At 64.9% G+C, this 18092-nt stretch carries 14 protein-coding genes; 12 read left to right on the forward strand and 2 right to left on the reverse strand.

The window, feature by feature from the left end; all coding sequences use genetic code 11:
- Positions 1 to 70 precede the first annotated feature (70 nt).
- Positions 71 to 679, forward strand: a complete 609-nt coding sequence (locus tag E5162_RS11945) for a helix-turn-helix domain-containing protein (protein WP_135945481.1) — start codon at positions 71 to 73, stop codon at positions 677 to 679.
- A 47-nt stretch (positions 680 to 726) separates the two neighbouring features.
- Here E5162_RS11945 and E5162_RS11950 read toward each other — a convergent pair whose 3' ends face one another.
- Complete coding sequence (locus tag E5162_RS11950) at positions 727 to 1632, reverse strand: 1-acyl-sn-glycerol-3-phosphate acyltransferase (protein ID WP_135945482.1); 906 nt, start codon at positions 1630 to 1632, stop codon at positions 727 to 729.
- A 92-nt stretch (positions 1633 to 1724) separates the two neighbouring features.
- Here E5162_RS11950 and E5162_RS11955 point away from each other — a divergent pair, with 92 nt between their 5' ends.
- Complete coding sequence (locus tag E5162_RS11955) at positions 1725 to 2111, forward strand: hypothetical protein (RefSeq protein ID WP_135945483.1); 387 nt, start codon at positions 1725 to 1727, stop codon at positions 2109 to 2111.
- Positions 2112 to 2233: 122 nt separating this feature from the next.
- Here E5162_RS11955 and E5162_RS11960 read toward each other — a convergent pair whose 3' ends face one another.
- Complete coding sequence (locus E5162_RS11960; protein ID WP_158291298.1) at positions 2234 to 5719, reverse strand: autotransporter outer membrane beta-barrel domain-containing protein; 3486 nt, start codon at positions 5717 to 5719, stop codon at positions 2234 to 2236.
- A gap of 617 nt (positions 5720 to 6336) precedes the next feature.
- On the opposite strand from E5162_RS11960, the gene E5162_RS11965 reads away from it, so the two are divergent.
- The 10 genes from E5162_RS11965 (at position 6337) to E5162_RS12010 (ending at position 18004) form a co-directional block, all read left to right on the forward strand.
- Positions 6337 to 7836, forward strand: a complete 1500-nt coding sequence (locus E5162_RS11965) for a CoA-acylating methylmalonate-semialdehyde dehydrogenase (RefSeq protein WP_135945485.1) — start codon at positions 6337 to 6339, stop codon at positions 7834 to 7836.
- Between the two features lie 274 nt (positions 7837 to 8110).
- Positions 8111 to 8821: a TetR/AcrR family transcriptional regulator gene (locus E5162_RS11970; RefSeq protein WP_158291299.1), complete on the forward strand. Its 711-nt coding sequence runs from the start codon at positions 8111 to 8113 to the stop codon at positions 8819 to 8821.
- A gap of 41 nt (positions 8822 to 8862) precedes the next feature.
- Positions 8863 to 10005, forward strand: a complete 1143-nt coding sequence (locus E5162_RS11975) for an iron-containing alcohol dehydrogenase (RefSeq protein ID WP_135945487.1) — start codon at positions 8863 to 8865, stop codon at positions 10003 to 10005.
- Positions 10002 to 10439: an acyl-CoA thioesterase gene (locus E5162_RS11980; RefSeq protein ID WP_135945488.1), complete on the forward strand. Its 438-nt coding sequence runs from the start codon at positions 10002 to 10004 to the stop codon at positions 10437 to 10439. Before E5162_RS11975 ends, E5162_RS11980 begins: the two co-directional genes overlap by 4 nt.
- 159 nt (positions 10440 to 10598) lie before the next feature.
- Positions 10599 to 11708: a cell division protein ZapE gene (gene zapE, locus E5162_RS11985; RefSeq protein ID WP_135945489.1), complete on the forward strand. Its 1110-nt coding sequence runs from the start codon at positions 10599 to 10601 to the stop codon at positions 11706 to 11708.
- A gap of 76 nt (positions 11709 to 11784) precedes the next feature.
- Positions 11785 to 12372, forward strand: coding sequence for a hypothetical protein (locus E5162_RS11990; protein ID WP_135945490.1), 588 nt, complete (start codon positions 11785 to 11787; stop codon positions 12370 to 12372).
- An 88-nt stretch (positions 12373 to 12460) separates the two neighbouring features.
- Positions 12461 to 13027, forward strand: a complete 567-nt coding sequence (locus tag E5162_RS11995) for a hypothetical protein (RefSeq protein ID WP_135945491.1) — start codon at positions 12461 to 12463, stop codon at positions 13025 to 13027.
- Between the two features lie 141 nt (positions 13028 to 13168).
- Positions 13169 to 14137, forward strand: a complete 969-nt coding sequence (mdh, locus tag E5162_RS12000; RefSeq protein ID WP_135945492.1) for a malate dehydrogenase — start codon at positions 13169 to 13171, stop codon at positions 14135 to 14137.
- 132 nt (positions 14138 to 14269) lie between these two features.
- Entirely contained in the window at positions 14270 to 15295 is a 1026-nt protein-coding gene (locus tag E5162_RS12005; RefSeq protein ID WP_135945493.1) for an aspartate-semialdehyde dehydrogenase, read from the forward strand.
- 300 nt (positions 15296 to 15595) lie between these two features.
- Complete coding sequence (locus tag E5162_RS12010; RefSeq protein WP_135945494.1) at positions 15596 to 18004, forward strand: TonB-dependent receptor plug domain-containing protein; 2409 nt, start codon at positions 15596 to 15598, stop codon at positions 18002 to 18004.
- The last annotated feature ends 88 nt before the right edge of the window (positions 18005 to 18092 follow it).

Below are 18092 nucleotides of genomic sequence, written 5' to 3' on the forward strand. Positions count from 1 at the left end.
GAATACGAAAATTCTTACTTTGCCAGCCTATCGCGCTAGTTCAATCGCGTTAGCTACGCGAAGGACATACATGACCAGCAGCGAAAAGTGGGGACTTCGTCTGCGCGCATTCAGAATGCGCTCCCAGATCAAGCAGGAAGCCCTGGCCCGGTTGCTCGATATCAGCCAGGCTTATGTCTCCCGGCTCGAGGCCGGAGCCGTGATCCCCTCCGATGAACTGACCGACCGGATCAAGACGCTTCTGCGCCAACGCAAGAATCGTCCCCTGTTCGACGACTGGCGGGCTACGGTGCGGCATTCAACGGCTCTGATGAGCCTCATTCGCAAGGATGAGGGCGACATCCGTGTGGTCGAGATCTCGGACGCCCTTCGCGCGGCCAGCTCTGCATTCAAGCACGTCACCGAAGGCACTTCAGTCACGACGCTGCTGGCTCCGGATTCACACAAGCTCGTCGAGGAGCTCGATGCGGAGGGAGCGTTCGACGGAACGATCGCCCGGGCCAGAATACTCTGGTCGGCGGGCGATCTGGACGCGGAGGCTTGCTTCGAGGCGATCAATCTTCCCGTCAGGGACGATATGGGACGCTGGTATATCCACAGCACCCATACCAAGGTCAGCCGCACCGACTATAAACGCTGGCTGCAGTCGAATGCCGGTGCGGACGTGGTCATCGCCTGACGCGGCTCGCGCACCCTGAAGGCGATAAGGCCGGACGCGGCGCGGTGTTACTCGTCGCCCGGACGGGTCTCGGCCCCCTCCCGGGCCGGTGACCGCGGCACCCAACCGGCCAGATGTTCGGAGCGGGCACGCATGGCCGCGGTGGCCGCGTCTTCCTCGCGCGGCAGATCCGCATTGGGATCGAGCGGCGGTCCGAAGGCGAGCCTGTATTGAGCGCGCTTCTTCGCCAGGAGTTCGTGAAACACGGTCATGTGTTTGAGCTCCTCATTGACCTGGCCCAGCCCGTAGAACATCCAGCTCATGCGCTGATCGACGCCGAGCGGCAGGATCGGCGCATTGAATTTCTTTGCAAGGCCGACCGCGGTGGGCATCCATTCGGCCTCCTTGAGCCGGCGGGCCCGCCAGTCCCATTGCGACATCTGCCCGGCCGGGAAGACCACGATACAGCGGTCCTGGCGAAAGGCCGTAACGGCCTGGCGCAGCGTCTCGCGTGTCTTCTCCCTCGACCGGGCTCCCGCCCGCCACTCGACCGGAATAATCAGATCACTCAGGCCCGGACAGACGCGGATCGCATCCAGATTGGCGAAAAAGGCCATGTCCGGCCGGCGCGCGCGCAGGCCCTGCCAGAGCGCGATGCCATCGGCGATGCCGCCCGGGTGGTTGGCCAGGATCACGCACGCCCCGTGCTCGGGCACGTGGGACAGACCGTCCAGGTCGACCCGCATCGACAGGAAATCCTGTGCCCAGTTCATGGCATCTGGTCCGCTCAGACCGGCAATCGCGTCGGCCACCTCAACAGCGCGGCGATAGCCCAGAACGGGATAGAAGGCGGAGCGCACAATTGGCCAGAGAGGGCTCCTGCGCAGGCGGACTGCGCGTTCCTCGATAAGCTGGTCGACAATATGAGGGGCCGCTTGAGGAGCGGCGGAGGGCTCGCCGGATTCGACTGTCATGCCCTGTATCGTGCGCGAAACTGCGGCCGGTGCAAGAGGCGGGGTAAGATCGGTGCTTGCCAGGGCGGACACGGGCTGTGACTGTCGCGGCCATGATAAATCTCAGTCTCGACCTGCTTGTTTCCACCACCGCCTCCGTCCTGGTCTCGCTCTCGTCTCAGCTGCCCGGCTCGGCGATCGAAGGGCGCTATGTCGCGTCGAGCGGAACCGAGCAATGCCGCCTGGTGCTGATGGCTCCGGCCCGGCGGCCGGAGGATAGCCGGCTCAGCCCGGACAGGGTGTCCGGGCTTGCTGCGGCACAGCCGGGCTGCGCGCTCCCGCTCAGCGAGACCGGCTTGTGGACGCTGTCGGAGGAGGGCACGCGATTGACGCTGTCCGGCTTTGGCGGAGCGGCGCTCTGGAGCGGCGAGAGCGGGGAAGGCGGCAGCTGGGCAGGCGTCACGCCGGACGGGGAGCGCATCGCCCTGCATCCCGGCTAAAGCCTCCCCCTGGGCGTGCGAGCGGATGCAGCTCGTGAGCTTCGAGCCTTGCCAGCCACAAAAGAAAAGCGCCGCCTGCGGGATGCAGGCGGCGCCTTTGTTTCAGACATTAAGCCTGGAGCTTAGAAGCTGACCCGGATGGACCCGGCGATCACTTCGCTCTCCAGATAATCGCGCCCGGACGTCTTCTCGTAGAGCGCCCCGACCGAGAAGTTGGAGGAGAGGTGGACGAACAGGCTGCCCGCGATTTCGCCCCAGCCGCCCTGGCGTTCGATGCCGCTGTTGACGGCGAAGACCGAGCCCGGCGTGGTGTTGAAGCCGGCCGTCAGGGCTTCGGCGTCGTCGTTGAACTCATGGGCCAGACCGACATAGATCGCAGGCTCGAAGATCGCGCCCTTGATCTCGAACTCGTCGGAAAGATTGAAGCCCACGCGGCCCACCAGGCTGTCCTGGGTGTAGTCACCCACGGTCAGCGCAGCCGGCCCACCGGTCTCGGTGTAGCCATCCACGTCGGTCGAGGCGTAGCGCAGCGAAGCAGCCGGACGCAGCAAGACTGAATGCGGGCCGGTGATATCCGCCGCCGCTTCCAGCCCGGCCGTCATCGTTTCGGCCGAGAAGGAGGCGGATGCACCGCCGCCCACCAGGGCCGACCGGTTCAGGTCGATGTCCGAATTGGCGTATCCGGCATAGCCCGCAAAGCTGAACACGCGATAGTCGTAGGCCGCGTAGAGCGTGCCTTGTGTGGTTTCCGTCGCCGTGGTCGCCCGGGCAGCGCTGAACTGCTGGCTGGCCTCGGTGTCGGCCATGCCGACCGCACCGCCAACACGCCATTGCGGCGTCACGGCGTAGTCGACACCGGCGAGCGCGAAGCCGCCTTCATAGCCACCTTCGCTGTCGACGCTCGCTTGCAGATCGCCATTCATCGTACCGCCACCGACATAGACGCTGGTGCGTCCCTGCTGGGTGAATTGCGGGCCGGCAGCACCCGTCTGGGCGTTCTGCAGGGCCAGCGTCGCGGCATCAAGCGAGGCGCCGGTGCGGCCCATCGCATTGAAGTTCATCATCGCATTGCTGCCCATGGACGAGCCCGGGGTGTCGTTCTCGGCGGCGAACCGCGACGAGATCACGCCCTGGAATGCGTCGACGTGCGCCGTTGCACTGCGCGCCGAGACGATCGATGCGGACGGAGCCAGCGAGGTGAGTGCCGCCGACAGCGTCTCGCCGCCCAGAAGGTCGATGGGCTGGTACACGCCGGAAAGCGCATTGTAGCTGCTGCCCCGCGAGGCATCGAGCGCGGCACCGACGCCGGCGGAAAATCCTTCCAGGTCAGCCGCGGCCGAGAAGCTCTGCGCGCGGATTTCCAGGTCGATCGACCCGGCCCCGTAGATCGGGGCGAGATAGAGAACGCCCGGCAGTTCGACCGTACCGTCGAACTCGCCCACACGCTCACCGCTATGGGTGATCACCGTCTGGCGGTCACCGAAGGTCGGGATATACCCGGCCAGCGGGTTGATGCCGGCAAGACCGCCCAGAGACGCATCGCCATTGATCAGGAGCGTGTCGCTAAGCTCTCCATCCCAATCGAACAGAGCCATGCCGGCTGCGGTCTGAACATAGTCGCCGCTGATACCCAGCGTGCCGATCGCGTTCAGGTCGCCGCCGGTGACCATCCCGGCCACGTTCCAGTAGGTCTGGGTAGAGATCAGGCCGCTGCCGTAGGTCACACCGCCCGTATTCATGTATTCGCGGGCCATCAGCACGCCATCGATCCGGGCACGGCCCGCGCTGTGATCGGTCGCGATCAGCGTGGAGAAGAAGTAGCCGCTCTGCAGGTGGAAGTCGGCACCCGCCCCGGCGATATTCAGACGATCGATCTCGACATTCATGTCGACCGTCGTCGTGCCCGACGCGGCAAGAGTCACGTCGTAGAAGCGCGCGATATCACCGCTCAGGGCACCATCAAAGTCGCCGAACAGGCCATAATCATTGTTCGGCACGAAGTTGGAACTGCCGATGGCAAAGCCCGAGGACGGCGCGGAGGCTTGCGGCGAAGCGGGCGCGGCCGCGGCCGTATCCATCGCTTCACGAGACACGGAGAGATCGCCGGCCGCCGGAGCATCGGCCTGCGCCGCGACAACGTTGCCGTTATCGTCGAACGAGACCTGAGCCGGGCCGAAATTCATGATCGAGCCCGAGACGGACCGACCGCCGGTCGGCGCCGCTGCCGAAGCGGACGCGTCGCCCGCAGCGTCGAACAGCTCGTCATTGCGATACCCGTCGACGGTCGTATCGAAGATCGTCCCGAAATACGGGCCTTCCGCAGTCACAGCGTCGGTCGGCGTCTCCGGCGCGCTTTCGAGCATGCCATTCACCAGCTCACCGTCTTCGTTGACGATGAGGTAGTTGGGATCAAGGGCCCGCGTCCAGTGAGACCCGTCCGACCAGTTGCCATCGCCGGCCGCCGCGGTCACGTAGACATACGGGTTCTGCTCGGCAATCCAGTTCTGGAACAGGAAGAGCGGATTGTAATAGGAGACATCGCCGTAGATCGAGCTCGACGGCGAGGCCAGGCCCGCGACCCAGCCACCCGAAAGCACGCCGGTCACGAGCTGACGGCCGCCAATCTCGACAAACAGGCCGCCGCCGGAATCGCCGCCCAGCGTACCGGCTTCGCGCTCGGTAGCTTCGCCCGGATACCAGTCGATCGAGTTGCTCGGCAGGATCACCGAGGTGCCATCGAGCGTGTAGCCGTCGCCAAGGTCGCCGGTCGTGTCGCAGATGATGCCGTTCGGCCCGACGATCGCTTCGGCGCCGACAGCGCCGCCGCGCGCACAGGTGCCGTCACGGTCAGGGCGGTCGAAATCGAGATTGTAGAGCAACTGATCGCCGACCGGGCCGAACCCGCCGCGGAAGCCGGCAACGCCGAAGGCGGCGCCGAGAAAATCGGTCTGGCTGAACAGGCCGTCCAGCATGTTCGTGCCGGCGCGGCGTTTGCCGTCAATGCCCTGGTTGGCACCCGAACCGATGCCCGTGCCACCATAGCCGACCATGCTGACCGCGGTCGACTCCGTGATCGGGGAGAAGAGCATGCCGTAGGTCGGCAGGCCGATTGCCGGAGTGTCCAGCGTGGCCAGCGATACGTCGCCACCCGGGAATTCGAACTCGCCATCGAGGTCGAATGGCGCCTGGACCTGCAGCACGTTGAAGAAGGAGAGATCGGTATTGCTCGACCAGTTGCCAGATGCGAGACCGCGATCGCGCCAGTCGAAATAGCCGGGCAGGGAGTCGGTCTGGAAGCCGAAGCCGATCGGCACGCCGCCGGCCTGGTTGCCGCCGAACTGGCTCTGATCGATACCGTCCACGCAGTGGGCGGCCCACACGACGGTGCGCGGGTTGATGAGCTGGCCGGTACACACGAAGGTGCCGCTGGGCGTGCGGTTCCACATCATGCCAACGCCGCCCCAGACGTTGTCGGTATCCACCGCACCGTCAACGCCCACATCGTCACGGACAGGAAGTGCGTTCGCGCTGCCGGTCATAGCCGCAGCGACGGCAGCCGCAGACGCGGCCGCGAACAGCGACGACTTCAGTCGAAAGGTCTTGCTCATGATGTTCCCCTGGCAGTCATTGATCTGACTTATTTCTCGCTCGACGCGATTATCCCCTCGGCGATCTCGCGTTACAGAAAGGTAACCTATCCCGAAAATCGGCAAGTTCGCAATTAGACAGACTGCGGAAACGCGTATTCGTCTCGAACGTGAATAAATGTTGCCGATTTGCCTCATATCGCCGTCGGCGGATAGCCTTGTTCGAGTTCTCAGCGCCTGGGCCGACAAAGAGGCGAGAAGCCCCGTTATAATTGAGCATTCCGGCGCCTTTGGCCAAGCGGAAGCGGGTTCTTCCGAGCGCGATTCACCGAGGGGTCGGCTCCTCGATAGGTAGGCCCGCGGCCTGGCCGCAAACGCCGTTTCCCGGGCGCCCGCACACCCCCGCCGGACATGTCGCATCCAGCGCAACGAGCGCTCCGATTTCATCGCAACTGTTGAGTGCAACCGCTTCGGCCAATCTTCATGTCAGTTCCGGAATAGACGGCGGAGACGGTGCCGCAGGCCGGTCTGCGCCCAAAAGCCTTCACCTCGACAAGCCGCCTGCCCGGGGTTATCCCTCGCGCCATATTCTGCCGGGCATGTCGCCCGAACCCCGCATTCCTGTCCAGGAGATCCCCATGACCCGCGAGATCCATCACTTCATCAATGGCCAGACCTACAAGGGCAATTCGGGACGCTGGGGCGATATTTTCGACCCCAACTCCGGCGAGGTGCAGGCCCGCGTCCAGCTGGCTACCGAAGCCGAGCTGGCCAAGGCGGTCGAGGCGGCAGAAGCCGCGCAACCGGCCTGGGCTGCGGTCAATCCGCAGCGCCGCGCGCGGGTCATGTTCAAGTTCAAGCAACTGCTTGAGGACAACATGGACGAGCTGGCACGCCTTCTGGCCAGCGAGCATGGCAAGGTCGTCGCCGATGCGCGCGGCGACGTCCAGCGCGGTCTGGAAGTGATCGAGTTTGCCTGCGGCATTCCGCACGTGCTCAAGGGTGAATTCACCGAAGGCGCCGGTCCGGGCATCGATGTCTATTCCATGCGCCAGCCGCTGGGCGTGGTGGCCGGCATCACGCCGTTCAACTTCCCGGCCATGATTCCGATGTGGATGTTCGGCGTGGCGATCGCGTGCGGCAACGCCTTCATCCTGAAACCCTCCGAGAAAGACCCGAGCGTGCCGATGCGCCTGGCCGAATTGATGCAGGAAGCCGGCCTGCCCGACGGGGTATTGAACGTGGTGCATGGCGACAAGGTCGCGGTGGACGCGATCCTGACTCACCCCGACATCAAGGCCGTCAGCTTCGTGGGGTCTTCCGACATCGCCCATCACGTCTACTCGACCGGCACCGCCAACGGGAAGCGCGTGCAGGCGATGGGCGGCGCGAAGAACCACGGCATCATCATGCCGGACGCCGACCTCGACCAGGTCGTCCAGGATCTCGTCGGATCCGCCTACGGCTCGGCCGGGGAGCGCTGCATGGCGCTGCCCGTGGCGGTCCCGGTCGGTGACGACACGGCCGACCGCCTGCTGCAAAAGCTGATCCCCGAGATCGAGAAGCTGAAGCCGGGAACGTCCACCGACCCCGACGCCGCCTACGGGCCTGTCGTCAGCGCGGCTCATCGAACGAAGGTGGAGAACTACATCCAGATGGGCGTTGACGAAGGCGCCGAGCTTCTGATCGACGGTCGCGGCTTCGAGCTGCAAGGACACGAGAACGGGTTCTTCATCGGCCCGTCCCTGTTCGATCATGTGACCCCGACGATGAAGACCTATCAGGAAGAAATCTTTGGACCGGTCCTTCAGATCGTGCGCTCGAAGGATCTCGAGGAAGCAGCGCAACTCGCGAGCGACCACCAGTACGGCAATGGCGTCGCAATCTTCACCCGCAATGGTCTGGCGGCGCGCGAATTCGCTTCCAAGGTCAATGTCGGCATGGTCGGCATCAACGTGCCGATCCCGGTACCGGTAGCCTATCACACCTTCGGCGGATGGAAGCGCTCGGCGTTCGGCGACACCAACCAGCACGGACCGGAAGGCGTGAAATTCTTCACCAAGGTGAAGACCGTGACCCAGCGCTGGCCGAGCGGTGAAGTCTCCGACCAGGCCTTCATTATTCCGACCATGCAGTAGGGCTTCCCGCCTGCAGACATAGACGAGACAAAGCGCCGGGCGCCCATGGCCCCGGCGCTTTTGCGTCAGCCCATCTGCAGTTGATTTGCAGATTCTCCCGGCGGGCTTTGCGTTTCACATCGAAAGGTGAGAAAGTTTTATAACCAGTCGGCAAACGTGCGGGCGCCGCACCATTGCGGGTAGATCGGCCACGCGCCCGGCGGCCTTGCTTTTATTGTTAGTGTGTCGCACGCGCACCCTCAAGCGCAGCGGTTTTGAGCAGGTCTTTATTCCCTTGAACGACGACAAACCTCGAAAACGGGTCAAGCGCGGCCAGCGCCGCGCGCTCATTATTGAAGGCGCACGCCGCATCTTCGCCCAGCAGGGCCTGTCGGCGAGTACGCGCGACATCGCCGCGGAACTCGGCGTCACGCAAGCTCTTCTCTATAAGTATTTCGAGAGCAAGGACGCGCTCATCGAGGCTATTCTGGCGCAGGAGCCGGATGTGGTGACCCTCCCCGCGCGCGAGACCCTTGAGGATACGAGCCGCTCGCTCGAGGATCGGTTGACCGAAGTCTCGACCGCGATTCTGAACGGCTATGACGAGGAGCGGCTGCGTCTGTCCCTGTTCGCCGGACTTGCCGGTATCCGCGCACCCTTCTTCTTCGGCCCGGTCCAGCTGAGATCGGAGCTCCTTGAGCCCATCATCGCCGCCCTGCGCCTGGATTGCGGGCTGGAGCCCTTGTCCAGCCGGCCGCTGTGCGCCGCCGAGTTCGATCTGGCCATGGTCCTCTACGGAAAGCTTGTGTGCGTGGCCATGCGCGACTTAGTCTATCGGATCCAGACCGCGCAGGACCGAACCAAGGCCATGGATCAGCTGGCGCGCGTCTGGTGCACGGGGGCGCGGCCGGAGATTTGCGCCATTCACGAGAGCTGGGACGCGCAGGAACCGGTCACCCGCGAGGCCCTCCATGCCAAGCGTGAGCGCCTCGCGCGCACCGCGTGACGCAATTGCAAACCGCGCCCGACGCGCCAGGGTAGATTGTCATGACGAAAGCCTTTTCCTTCCGCACCGTGCCTCACATCGTGTTCGAGGCTGGCGCTGCGAAGCGGCTTGACGCCCTGATCGGCTCCGCTGCCGGGCCCGCACGCAAGCTGTTCCTGCTGACCGATGCCGGGTTGCGCAAGACCGGCCTGCTCGATGGCCCGGTCGAGGCGCTGAAGGCGGCCGGCTACGAGGTGGAAATCTTCGATTCCGTGGTCGCAGACCCGCCGGAGTCCGTCATCCTCGAAGCGGTGGAGGCCGGGCGCCGGTTCGGCGCCGAGGCCGTGATCGGCTTTGGCGGCGGCAGCCCGATGGACACCGCGAAAGTCGTCGCCGTCCTGCTGCGCGGCGCGCAGGACTTGTCCACCATGTACGGCGTGGAGCAGGTGAGCGCCACGCGTCCGCCGCTCATCCTCATCCCGACGACCGCCGGGACCGGGTCCGAAGTCACGAATGTGGCCGTGGTCACGACGGGCGAGACCTCCAAGCGCGGCATCGCGTCGGGCGCGCTTTATGCGGACATGGCGATCCTGGACCCTGAGCTGACGCGGGGCCTGCCGCGCCACGTCACCGCGGCGACCGGCATCGATGCCATGGTCCACGCGATCGAAGCCTTCACCAACCGGCGCAGCAAGAATCCGGTCTCCGATGCGCTTGCGCTGACCGCGCTGGACCGCCTGCATCGTGGACTGGAGCGGGCGTGCGCGGACGGAAACGACACCGAGGCGCGCGGCGACATGCTGCTGGGCGCCATGCTGGCCGGCCAGGCCTTCTCCAATTCCCCGTGTGCCGGCGTGCACGCGATGGCCTATCCGCTTGGCGGTATCTTTCATGTTCCGCACGGCCTCTCCAACTCGGTGGTGCTGCCGCCGGTCCTGCGATTCAATGCGTCGGCGGCAGAAGATCAGTACACGGAAATATCGGCGAAACTTGGTCTGAAGCCGGGATCGGCGGGCCTGATCGACGAGATGGAACGCATCGCCGAAGCCGTGGGCATTGAGCGCCGTCTCTCCCAGCTTGGCATCAGCCATAACGATGTGCCGCGCATGGCCGAGGACGTTGCGGCGAACGACCGCCTGCTGCCGAACAATCCGCGCGAGATGACCTATGACGACATTGTCGCCATGTACGAGGAAATTCTGTGAGTGAACGCGCCGCGCCCTCCCGGCGCGAGGCCTATCGCGCGTTCGAGCCTATCGCGACACGATGGGCTGATAATGACGTATACGGACACATAAACAATGTGAGCTATTACGCCTTCTTCGATACAGCCGTAAACCGCTGGCTGATTGCGGCGGGCTTGCTGGATGTGGAGGCGGGCGATCCTATCGGCCTGGTCGTCGAAACCGGGTGCCGCTATCACGCGTCGGCTGCGTTTCCCGACCGGCTCGAGGCGGGCCTGCGTGTCGCGCGCCTCGGGACCAGCTCAGTGCGTTATGAGATCGCGCTGTTCAGGGCGGGAGAGGATTTGGCCATCGCCGAAGGCTTCTTCGTCCACGTCTACGTCGATCGCGGCACGCGCCGTCCCAAACCCCTCCCCGAAGCGTGGCGCGAGACCCTTGCGAGCCTGACAGCTTGAGGCGGCGGACCTCACCTCTTGCGCTGCGGACGGTGCCGCCTCTATGGCTGCGCCCATGAGACGCATCGAACGCCCCGTCCTCCTGAGTCTGGCTGCGGCCCTCGCCTTCGGCCTGCTGCTGGTCGCCGCGCTGGGCTGGGTGCTGAAAGGGGCGGGCGCATGACGCCCATCGCTGCACTCGATACCGCGATCGAGGAGGGCCGGCTCGAGGCCGATCCGGCCCAGCGCGAGGTGGCTCGCCGGTTGACCGGTCTCGCCGATGAGATCGAAACCTGGCGCGAGTCCCGCAAGAGCCTGTTCCGCAAGAGCCACCCGGCGCCGCGGGGGATTTATCTGTGGGGCGGCGTCGGGACCGGCAAGTCGCTGATGATGGATCTCTTCTTCCGGGCCGCACCCTTGGAGAAGAAAAAGCGGGTCCATTTTCATGCCTTCATGCAGGACATCCATGCCCGGCTGGCCTCCGAACGCGAGCGGCGCGACCGCGATCCTCTGCCGCGCGTCGCCGCAGCCGTCGGCGACGAGACGCGGCTATTGTGCTTCGACGAGTTCCAGGTCACCAACGTGGCCGACGCGATGATCCTCGGCCGGCTGTTCAAGGGCCTGTTCGAAGCCGGCGTGGTGATCGTGGCCACCTCGAACCGCCACCCGGACGAGCTCTACAAGAACGGGATCAACCGCCAGCTCTTCCTGCCCTTCATCGGCATGATCAAGGACACACTCGACGTGATGCGCCTCGATGCCGGGCGCGATTACCGGCTCGAACGGTTGAGCGCCGCGCCGGTCTATTACGCGCCGCTGGGCCCGGAGGCCGATGCGGCGATGGATGCCGCCTTCGACCGGCTGACGATGGGGGCCGAGCCGAGGAGCTGCACGCTGACGATCCAGGGCCGCGAGCTGCACGTGCCAGCCGAAGCTGCCGGCGTTGCCCGGTTCGATTTCGCGACGCTGTGCGAGAAGCCGCTCGGGGCCGCAGACTATCTTCGCCTTGCCGAGACGTTCGACACGATCATGATCGATCACGTGCCCCGGCTGGATGCCGGCGGGCGCGATGCGGCGGCCCGCTTCGTGACCCTGATCGACGCGCTTTACGAGATGAAGACCAAGCTGGTGATGAGCGCGGAGGCCGAGCCTGACGCGCTTTACCCCGCCGGCGATGGTGCGTTCGAATTCCAGCGCACCGCCTCGCGCCTGATGGAGATGCGCAGCCAGGATTATCTTGCCGCCCGTCACCCGGGTCAGGATGAGGGCAGCGACAGCGGCACCGCCTGAAGGGCGCGATTTGGGATGCGCGGCCAGCCGGCGAATGGCATCATGGGCTCCGCAGTCGCACGAGGGGGGCTCATCCATGACACGACTCTGGCTCGCGGCCGGCCTGGCGGTCACGCTTTCAGCCTGCGCGCAGCAATATCCGCACGCCGTCCAGCCGTCCGGATTTGCCGCATCCTCCGGCAGCACGAACAGCGCGGGCGCGGCCCGCTGGGCCCCGGGCTATGACGTCTCGGGCTTCTACAGACCCGCAATCGAAATCGACAATGCGAGCTGGCGGATCGACCACGTCTTCGTCGGCATGCCCGAGGAGTTCGACGCCTGGCGCGCACAGGGCAGCGAGCCGTACGCCGTGCCGCTCTGGATCGAGTTTCATGCCACTGACGGGCCCGCGCGCACCAACGCCCAGGGTCGGGAGGCGGGTCGGGAGATGGCGGGCGAGCGCACCCGTGTCCACGCTCAGAGCTTCACCCTGGCCCCCGGCCGTTTTGCCTTTCGCGGCGCCAACGGCACGATTGGAGAGGTCGTCCTGTCCGGCCGGATCGACGCCCACACGCCGGGGCGCCGGGGCCGGGCCACGGACGACCCGGCAGCCCTGAGGGCAGACACATCGATCGGCAACGAACGCGTCGGCGAAATCGTCTTTGTTCAAATCCCGGGCGAATAGGCGGGCCAGAAGCCCGGGCCCGCGGACCGGTTTAAGGTTAACGCCACGCCCAGGCCGCCCTATAAGGACCGGCAGGGAGGATACAATCATGCAGATACTGACCACGATGGCGATTCTGGCCTTTGCCGCCGCCTGTTCGCAGGCAGAGGACAATTCGCCGCCGGCGCAGGCCGATACGGCCGAGGCACAGGCCGAAGCCGACTATGTCTGGACCATCAGCGTGGATCCCAGCGGCTTCTACCTGCCCTCGACCACGCTCTCTGCCAATGGCTGGACTGTCGATATGCTCGTCCTGCCGCGCGAATTCGAGTTCGAGGCCTGGCGCGCGGGCGATAGCGATTATGAGAATATCGCCCTCTGGATCGAAGCCTATCCCAACGATGCCGAGCCGCAGATCAATGCCATGGGGCAGGAATACTACCCTGACAGCATCCGGGTCCGCCCCGACCGGCTGATTATGGAAGACGGCCGCTTCGAATTCTACGCGGCCGAGTCGCCGATGGGCTCGGTGTTGGTGTCCGGGCAAATCCAGGCGGAGCATCTCCAGGGCGACTCCATGGAGCCGCAGGCCGACGAGCCGGCGCTGATCGGCGGCGCGGAGATCGGCGGCGAGCGCCTGCGCAATGTCTCGTTCATGCACTGGCTCGGCCACTAGGCGACGACAAAAACCCGAGCCCGCCAAAGCGGCGCGCAGCGGATTGCTCTTCGAGCGCGAGAGGTTTATCCCTTCGCTCAGAACAGCTTCGCGCGTGCAGCATGGCGCGTGCGCGCGGCAGAACCCAAGACGGAGAACCCCATGGCTCGCAAGAAGATTGCCCTTATCGGCGCCGGCATGATCGGCGGCACGCTCGCCCATATCGCGGCGCGCGAAGAACTGGGCGATGTCGTCCTGATGGACCTGGCCGAGGGAACGGCCAAGGGCAAGGCACTGGACTTGTGCCAGGCCAGCCCGGTCTTCGGCATGGACTCGCACCTGACCGGCGGTTCGGTCGAGGATTACACCCCGATTGCCGGCGCGGACGTCTGCATCGTCACCGCCGGTGTGCCGCGCAAGCCGGGCATGAGCCGCGACGACCTGGTGGAGATCAACCTGAAGGTCATGAAGGCCGTCGGTGAAGGCATCGCCAAGCATGCGCCGAATGCGTTCGTGATCTGTATCACCAACCCGCTGGACGCCATGGTCTGGGCTCTGCGCGAATTCTCCGGCCTGCCGCAGGAGAAAGTCGTCGGCATGGCCGGCGTTCTGGATTCTGCGCGCTTCCGCTGGTTCCTGGCCGAAGAGTTCGGTGTGTCGGTCGAGGACGTGACCGCCTTCGTCATGGGCGGCCACGGCGATACGATGGTGCCGCTGACGCGCTATTCGACCGTTGCGGGCATTCCCGTTCCCGATCTGATCAAGATGGGCTGGTCGACACAGGCCAAGATCGACGAGATCGTTCAGCGTACCCGTCAGGGCGGCGGCGAGATCGTCAAGCTTCTCGGCAACGGTTCGGCCTTCTACGCGCCGGCCGAGAGCGCCATCGCCATGGCCAAATCCTACCTCCACGACAAGAAGCGCGTCTTCCCGTGCGCTGCCCATCTGACCGGCCAGTTCGGCGTCAACGACATGTATGTCGGCGTGCCGATCGTCATCGGCGAGAAGGGCGTGGAGAAGATTGTCGAGATTTCGCTCAACAGCGACGAGCAGGAGATGTTCGATCACTCCGTCGACGCGGTGAAGGAACTCGTGGCCGCCTGCAAGAAGCTCGACTCCTCGCTCGCGTAACGCCTCTGGCTGACAGCATTACAGCTGCAACCCCCGGGGCCGGCGCCCCGGGGGTTTTTCATGGGACGTTGTCCCTGCATGGTAGAGCGCGCGCCCGGCAGCGGGTCAAAGCGCGCGGATTGGAGACACGATATGGGTTTGAAAATTGCGGTTTACGGCGCCACCGGCGCGGTCGGCAAGGAGATGCTGACCATCCTGGAAGAGCGCCTCTTCCCGGCCGAGGAAGTCTTCGCCCTGGCCACGCGCAAGTCGATCGGCCGCGAACTGTCCTACGGCGACCGGACGCTCAAGGTGAAAGACGCCGCGACCTTCGATTTCTCCAAGGTCGACCTTGTCCTGATGAGCGCGGGCGGAGATGTGTCGCGCGCCGAAGCGCAAAAGATTGCCAAAGCCGGGGCCATCGTGATCGACAACAGCTCCGCCTGGCGGATGGACCCCGACGTGCCGCTGATCGTGCCGGAGGTGAATGCCGACGCACTCGAGTCCCGGCCGAAGAAGGGAATCATCGCCAATCCGAATTGCTCGACCATTCAGACCGTCGTCGCGCTCAAGCCCATACATGACCGCGCGAGGATCAAGCGTGTCTCCTGCGCGACCTATCAGGCGGTGTCGGGCGGCGGTCAGGCGGCAATGGACGAGCTCTGGCACCAGACGCGCGCCATCTACGTCAATGATCCTATCGAACCGGACGCCCTGCCCAAGCAGATCGCCTTCAACGTCATCCCGAAGATCGATGTCTTCATGGAAGATGGCGCGACGAAGGAAGAATGGAAAATGACGGTGGAGACGAAGAAGATCCTCGATCCGTCCATCAAGCTGTTTTCCACCTGCGTGCGGGTCCCCGTTTTCGTGGGTCACTGCGTCGCAGCGCACCTGGAGCTGGAGGAGGAACTCTCTCCGGAAGAAGCCCGGGACATCCTGCGCGAGGCGCCCGGCCTGATGCTGATCGACCGCACCGACGAGGACGACCCGATGTACGTCACGCCGATCGAATGCGTCGGCGAATTCGCCACCTTCGTCAGCCGGGTTCGCAGCGACCCCACGGTCGAGAACGGTCTGGCGATGTGGATCGTGTCGGACAATCTGCGCAAGGGCGCGGCACTCAATGCCGTGCAGATCGCGGAGGTTCTCCTCAACAAGGGCATCCTGAAAGCCTGACCGACCTGCGGTGGGTCCGGAGCAGTTATATGAGCTCCGGACCCATCGAAACTATCATGTAAAATTCACATAAATACATATTTTTCAATCATAAATCGACAATTTCCCCTCCCGCGCTTTTCGTCATCGCACTGTGATGAATTATTCATCGCGACGTCTTCGAAATGCCGGCTCACCGTCATCACTGCTGCCTAAAGGCCCTCTGTGTCGAACCCTGCATCCGGGGGACGGACATGTACGGCGCGCGCATTCGGCGCGCGCTGGCGGCACCGGTTCGGCGTCTAAGGAGGGATATTCTCAATGCGCACGATTCTTCTCGCCGGCACGGCGTTTGCCGCGCTGGCCCAACCTGCACTTGGCCAGACGGATACCGAAATCCAGACCCGTCCGGTCGAGGACACGATCATCGTCACCGGGACACGCGGCCAGAGCCGTACCGCGATCGAGTCCCTGGCGCCGGTCGATGTCATCACGGCCGACGCGATCGACACGGTCGTGTCCGACGAGCTGGTGGATTCGCTTGCCGCGTTGAACCCGGCCTTCTCCGTCCAGCGTCTTCCCATGGCCGACGGTGCGATCTATGTGCGCCCGGCGCGCCTGCGCAGCCTGTCGCCGGATCAGACGCTGGTGCTGGTCAACGGCAAGCGCCGCCACCGCGCCGCGCTGCTGGGCGGACGCGGGGCGCAGTCGGCAGACCTGGCCACGGTGCCGTCTTTCGCGATCAGCCGTGTCGAAGTGCTTCGCGACGGGGCCTCGGCCCAGTACGGCTCGGACGCGATCGCCGGTGTCATCAACATCATCCTGGACGAGACCGAGGGTCTGCGGGCCTTCGCCCAGACCTCGCAATACTTCGAAGGCGACGGACAGCAGGACCAGCTCGGCGCCCAGCTCGGCTTTGAGCTCGGTGATGGCGGCTTTGCCACCGCCACGCTGGAATACACCACTGCCGAGCCGACCTCGCGCAGCCGTCAGCGGCCTGACGCCATCGCGTTCGAAGAGGCAACCGGCATCCAGGTCGACGACCCGGTTCAGAACTGGGGCCAGCCCGAACGCGAGGCCGTCAAGTTCGCCTTCAACGCCGCCGCGCCGATCACCAGCGCCATCGAATTCTACAGCCACGCAACCTATGCCCAGGGCCAGGGCGTAAGCGACTTCAACTGGCGCAACCCGGCCTTCACGACCGCGTACCAGACCACGCCGCTCGACCCGGACTATGACCTGTCGCAGATTTTCCCGGCCGGTTTCAGCCCGCAATTCGGTCAGGAAGACCAGGACTACGAAGTCGTGGCCGGCCTGCGCGGCGAAGTGCTGGACGGTCTGGAGTGGGATCTGAGCGCGGGCCGCGGCCGCAACGAGATCGACTACTTCATCTACAACACGATCAACGCCTCGCTGGGTTCGAACAGCCCGACCAGCTTCAATGCCGGCGTCCTGGCCCAGGAAGAGACCAACTTCAATCTGGACTTCGTCTACGGCTGGGATACCGGCCGGTTCGAAGCACCGGTCAGCATCGCCTTCGGCCTGGAGGCGCGCGAAGAGACCTATGGAATCGAGGCTGGTGACGAAGCCTCCTACGCGGTCGGGCCGCTCGCCGTCGAAGGCCTGCCGTCCGGCTCGAACGGCTTCCCCGGCTATTCGGACCTGCAGGCGGGCAGCTTCTCCCAGGACAGCTATGCCGGCTATGTCGATGTCGAGCTGCCGGTCACCGAACGGCTGACGGTCGCCGGCGCCCTGCGCTACGAGGACTTCTCCGAGTTCGGCTCGACGACGGACTACAAGCTTTCGGGCCGTTTCGCTATTACCGACGCGCTCGCCTTCCGGGGCACGGTCTCGACCGGCTTCCGGGCGCCGACGCCGGGCCAGATCGAGTCCGAACGTACCTCTCAGGGCCTGAACTCCACCACGCTCGTCCTGGTGACGTCCGGGCGGTTCAGCCCGACCGGCCCGGTGGCCGACATCATCAATGCGCGCGCGGACGGCCCGCAGATCCGGCCGCTCGACGCGGAGACCTCCCAGAACTACTCGCTGGGGATGACCTATTCGCACGATAGCGGGCTGACCGCGACGGTCGACGTCTACCAGATCGACGTCGACGACCGCTTCTCGACCCTGGGCAGCTTTACCCTCACCGATGCCGAGCGGGCGCAGCTGGCGGCGCTCAACGTCCCGGGCGGCGAGAGCATCACCCAGGTCTCCTTCTTCCAGAACCAGTTCGACACCCGCACACGCGGCATCGACGTGGTCGCCACCTACGGCTTCGATCTCGGCCAGGGCGCGATGAGCCTGACCGGGGCGTACAGCTACAACGAGACCGAGGTGACCGGGGAAGCGGCCAGCGGCGTGTTCAACGACGTCTCGCGCACCGTGTTCGAGGAAGGCCTGCCCCAGCACAATGTCGTGCTGACGGCGGACTACATGTTCGGGCGTTTCACGCTGAATGCCCGCGCGCGCTACTACGGCGAATGGACAGATACCGACGACAGCGCCGACGTGATCTTCCAGACCTTCGGCTCCGAGGTCTTCGTCGATCTCGGCCTTCGCGCCGATATCAACGAGAACTTCGCGGTCCGGGTCGGGGCGGAGAATATCTTCGACACCTATCCCGACGAATCGCGCCGTCAGGCCAATCGCGGCCTGATCTATTCGCGCAACGCCCCGTACGATACCGATGGCGGCAAATACTATCTGCGCCTGGAAGCGAGCTTCTAGGCCAGCCTCCGGTTCGGGCGGGCCGATGCCTTTCGCACGGCCCGCCCGCGCCAACCGCCCGGTCTTACCCTGCCGGGTTTTCTATGAA

This window comes from Marinicauda pacifica (assembly GCF_004793635.1).
Lineage (GTDB): Bacteria > Pseudomonadota > Alphaproteobacteria > Caulobacterales > Maricaulaceae > Marinicauda > Marinicauda pacifica.

Bases quoted from the DNA above. Each gene is read 5' to 3' on its own strand.
- E5162_RS11945 (WP_135945481.1), top strand. From the start codon at position 71: ATGACCAGCAGCGAAAAGTGGGGACTTCGTCTGCGCGCATTCAGAATG.
- E5162_RS11950 (WP_135945482.1), bottom strand. From the start codon at position 1,632: ATGACAGTCGAATCCGGCGAGCCCTCCGCCGCTCCTCAAGCGGCCCCT.
- E5162_RS11955 (WP_135945483.1), top strand. From the start codon at position 1,725: ATGATAAATCTCAGTCTCGACCTGCTTGTTTCCACCACCGCCTCCGTC.
- E5162_RS11960 (WP_158291298.1), bottom strand. From the start codon at position 5,719: ATGAGCAAGACCTTTCGACTGAAGTCGTCGCTGTTCGCGGCCGCGTCT.
- E5162_RS11965 (WP_135945485.1), top strand. From the start codon at position 6,337: ATGACCCGCGAGATCCATCACTTCATCAATGGCCAGACCTACAAGGGC.
- E5162_RS11975 (WP_135945487.1), top strand. From the start codon at position 8,863: ATGACGAAAGCCTTTTCCTTCCGCACCGTGCCTCACATCGTGTTCGAG.
- zapE (WP_135945489.1), top strand. From the start codon at position 10,599: ATGACGCCCATCGCTGCACTCGATACCGCGATCGAGGAGGGCCGGCTC.
- E5162_RS11990 (WP_135945490.1), top strand. From the start codon at position 11,785: ATGACACGACTCTGGCTCGCGGCCGGCCTGGCGGTCACGCTTTCAGCC.
- E5162_RS11995 (WP_135945491.1), top strand. From the start codon at position 12,461: ATGCAGATACTGACCACGATGGCGATTCTGGCCTTTGCCGCCGCCTGT.
- mdh (WP_135945492.1), top strand. From the start codon at position 13,169: ATGGCTCGCAAGAAGATTGCCCTTATCGGCGCCGGCATGATCGGCGGC.
- E5162_RS12005 (WP_135945493.1), top strand. From the start codon at position 14,270: ATGGGTTTGAAAATTGCGGTTTACGGCGCCACCGGCGCGGTCGGCAAG.
- E5162_RS12010 (WP_135945494.1), top strand. From the start codon at position 15,596: ATGCGCACGATTCTTCTCGCCGGCACGGCGTTTGCCGCGCTGGCCCAA.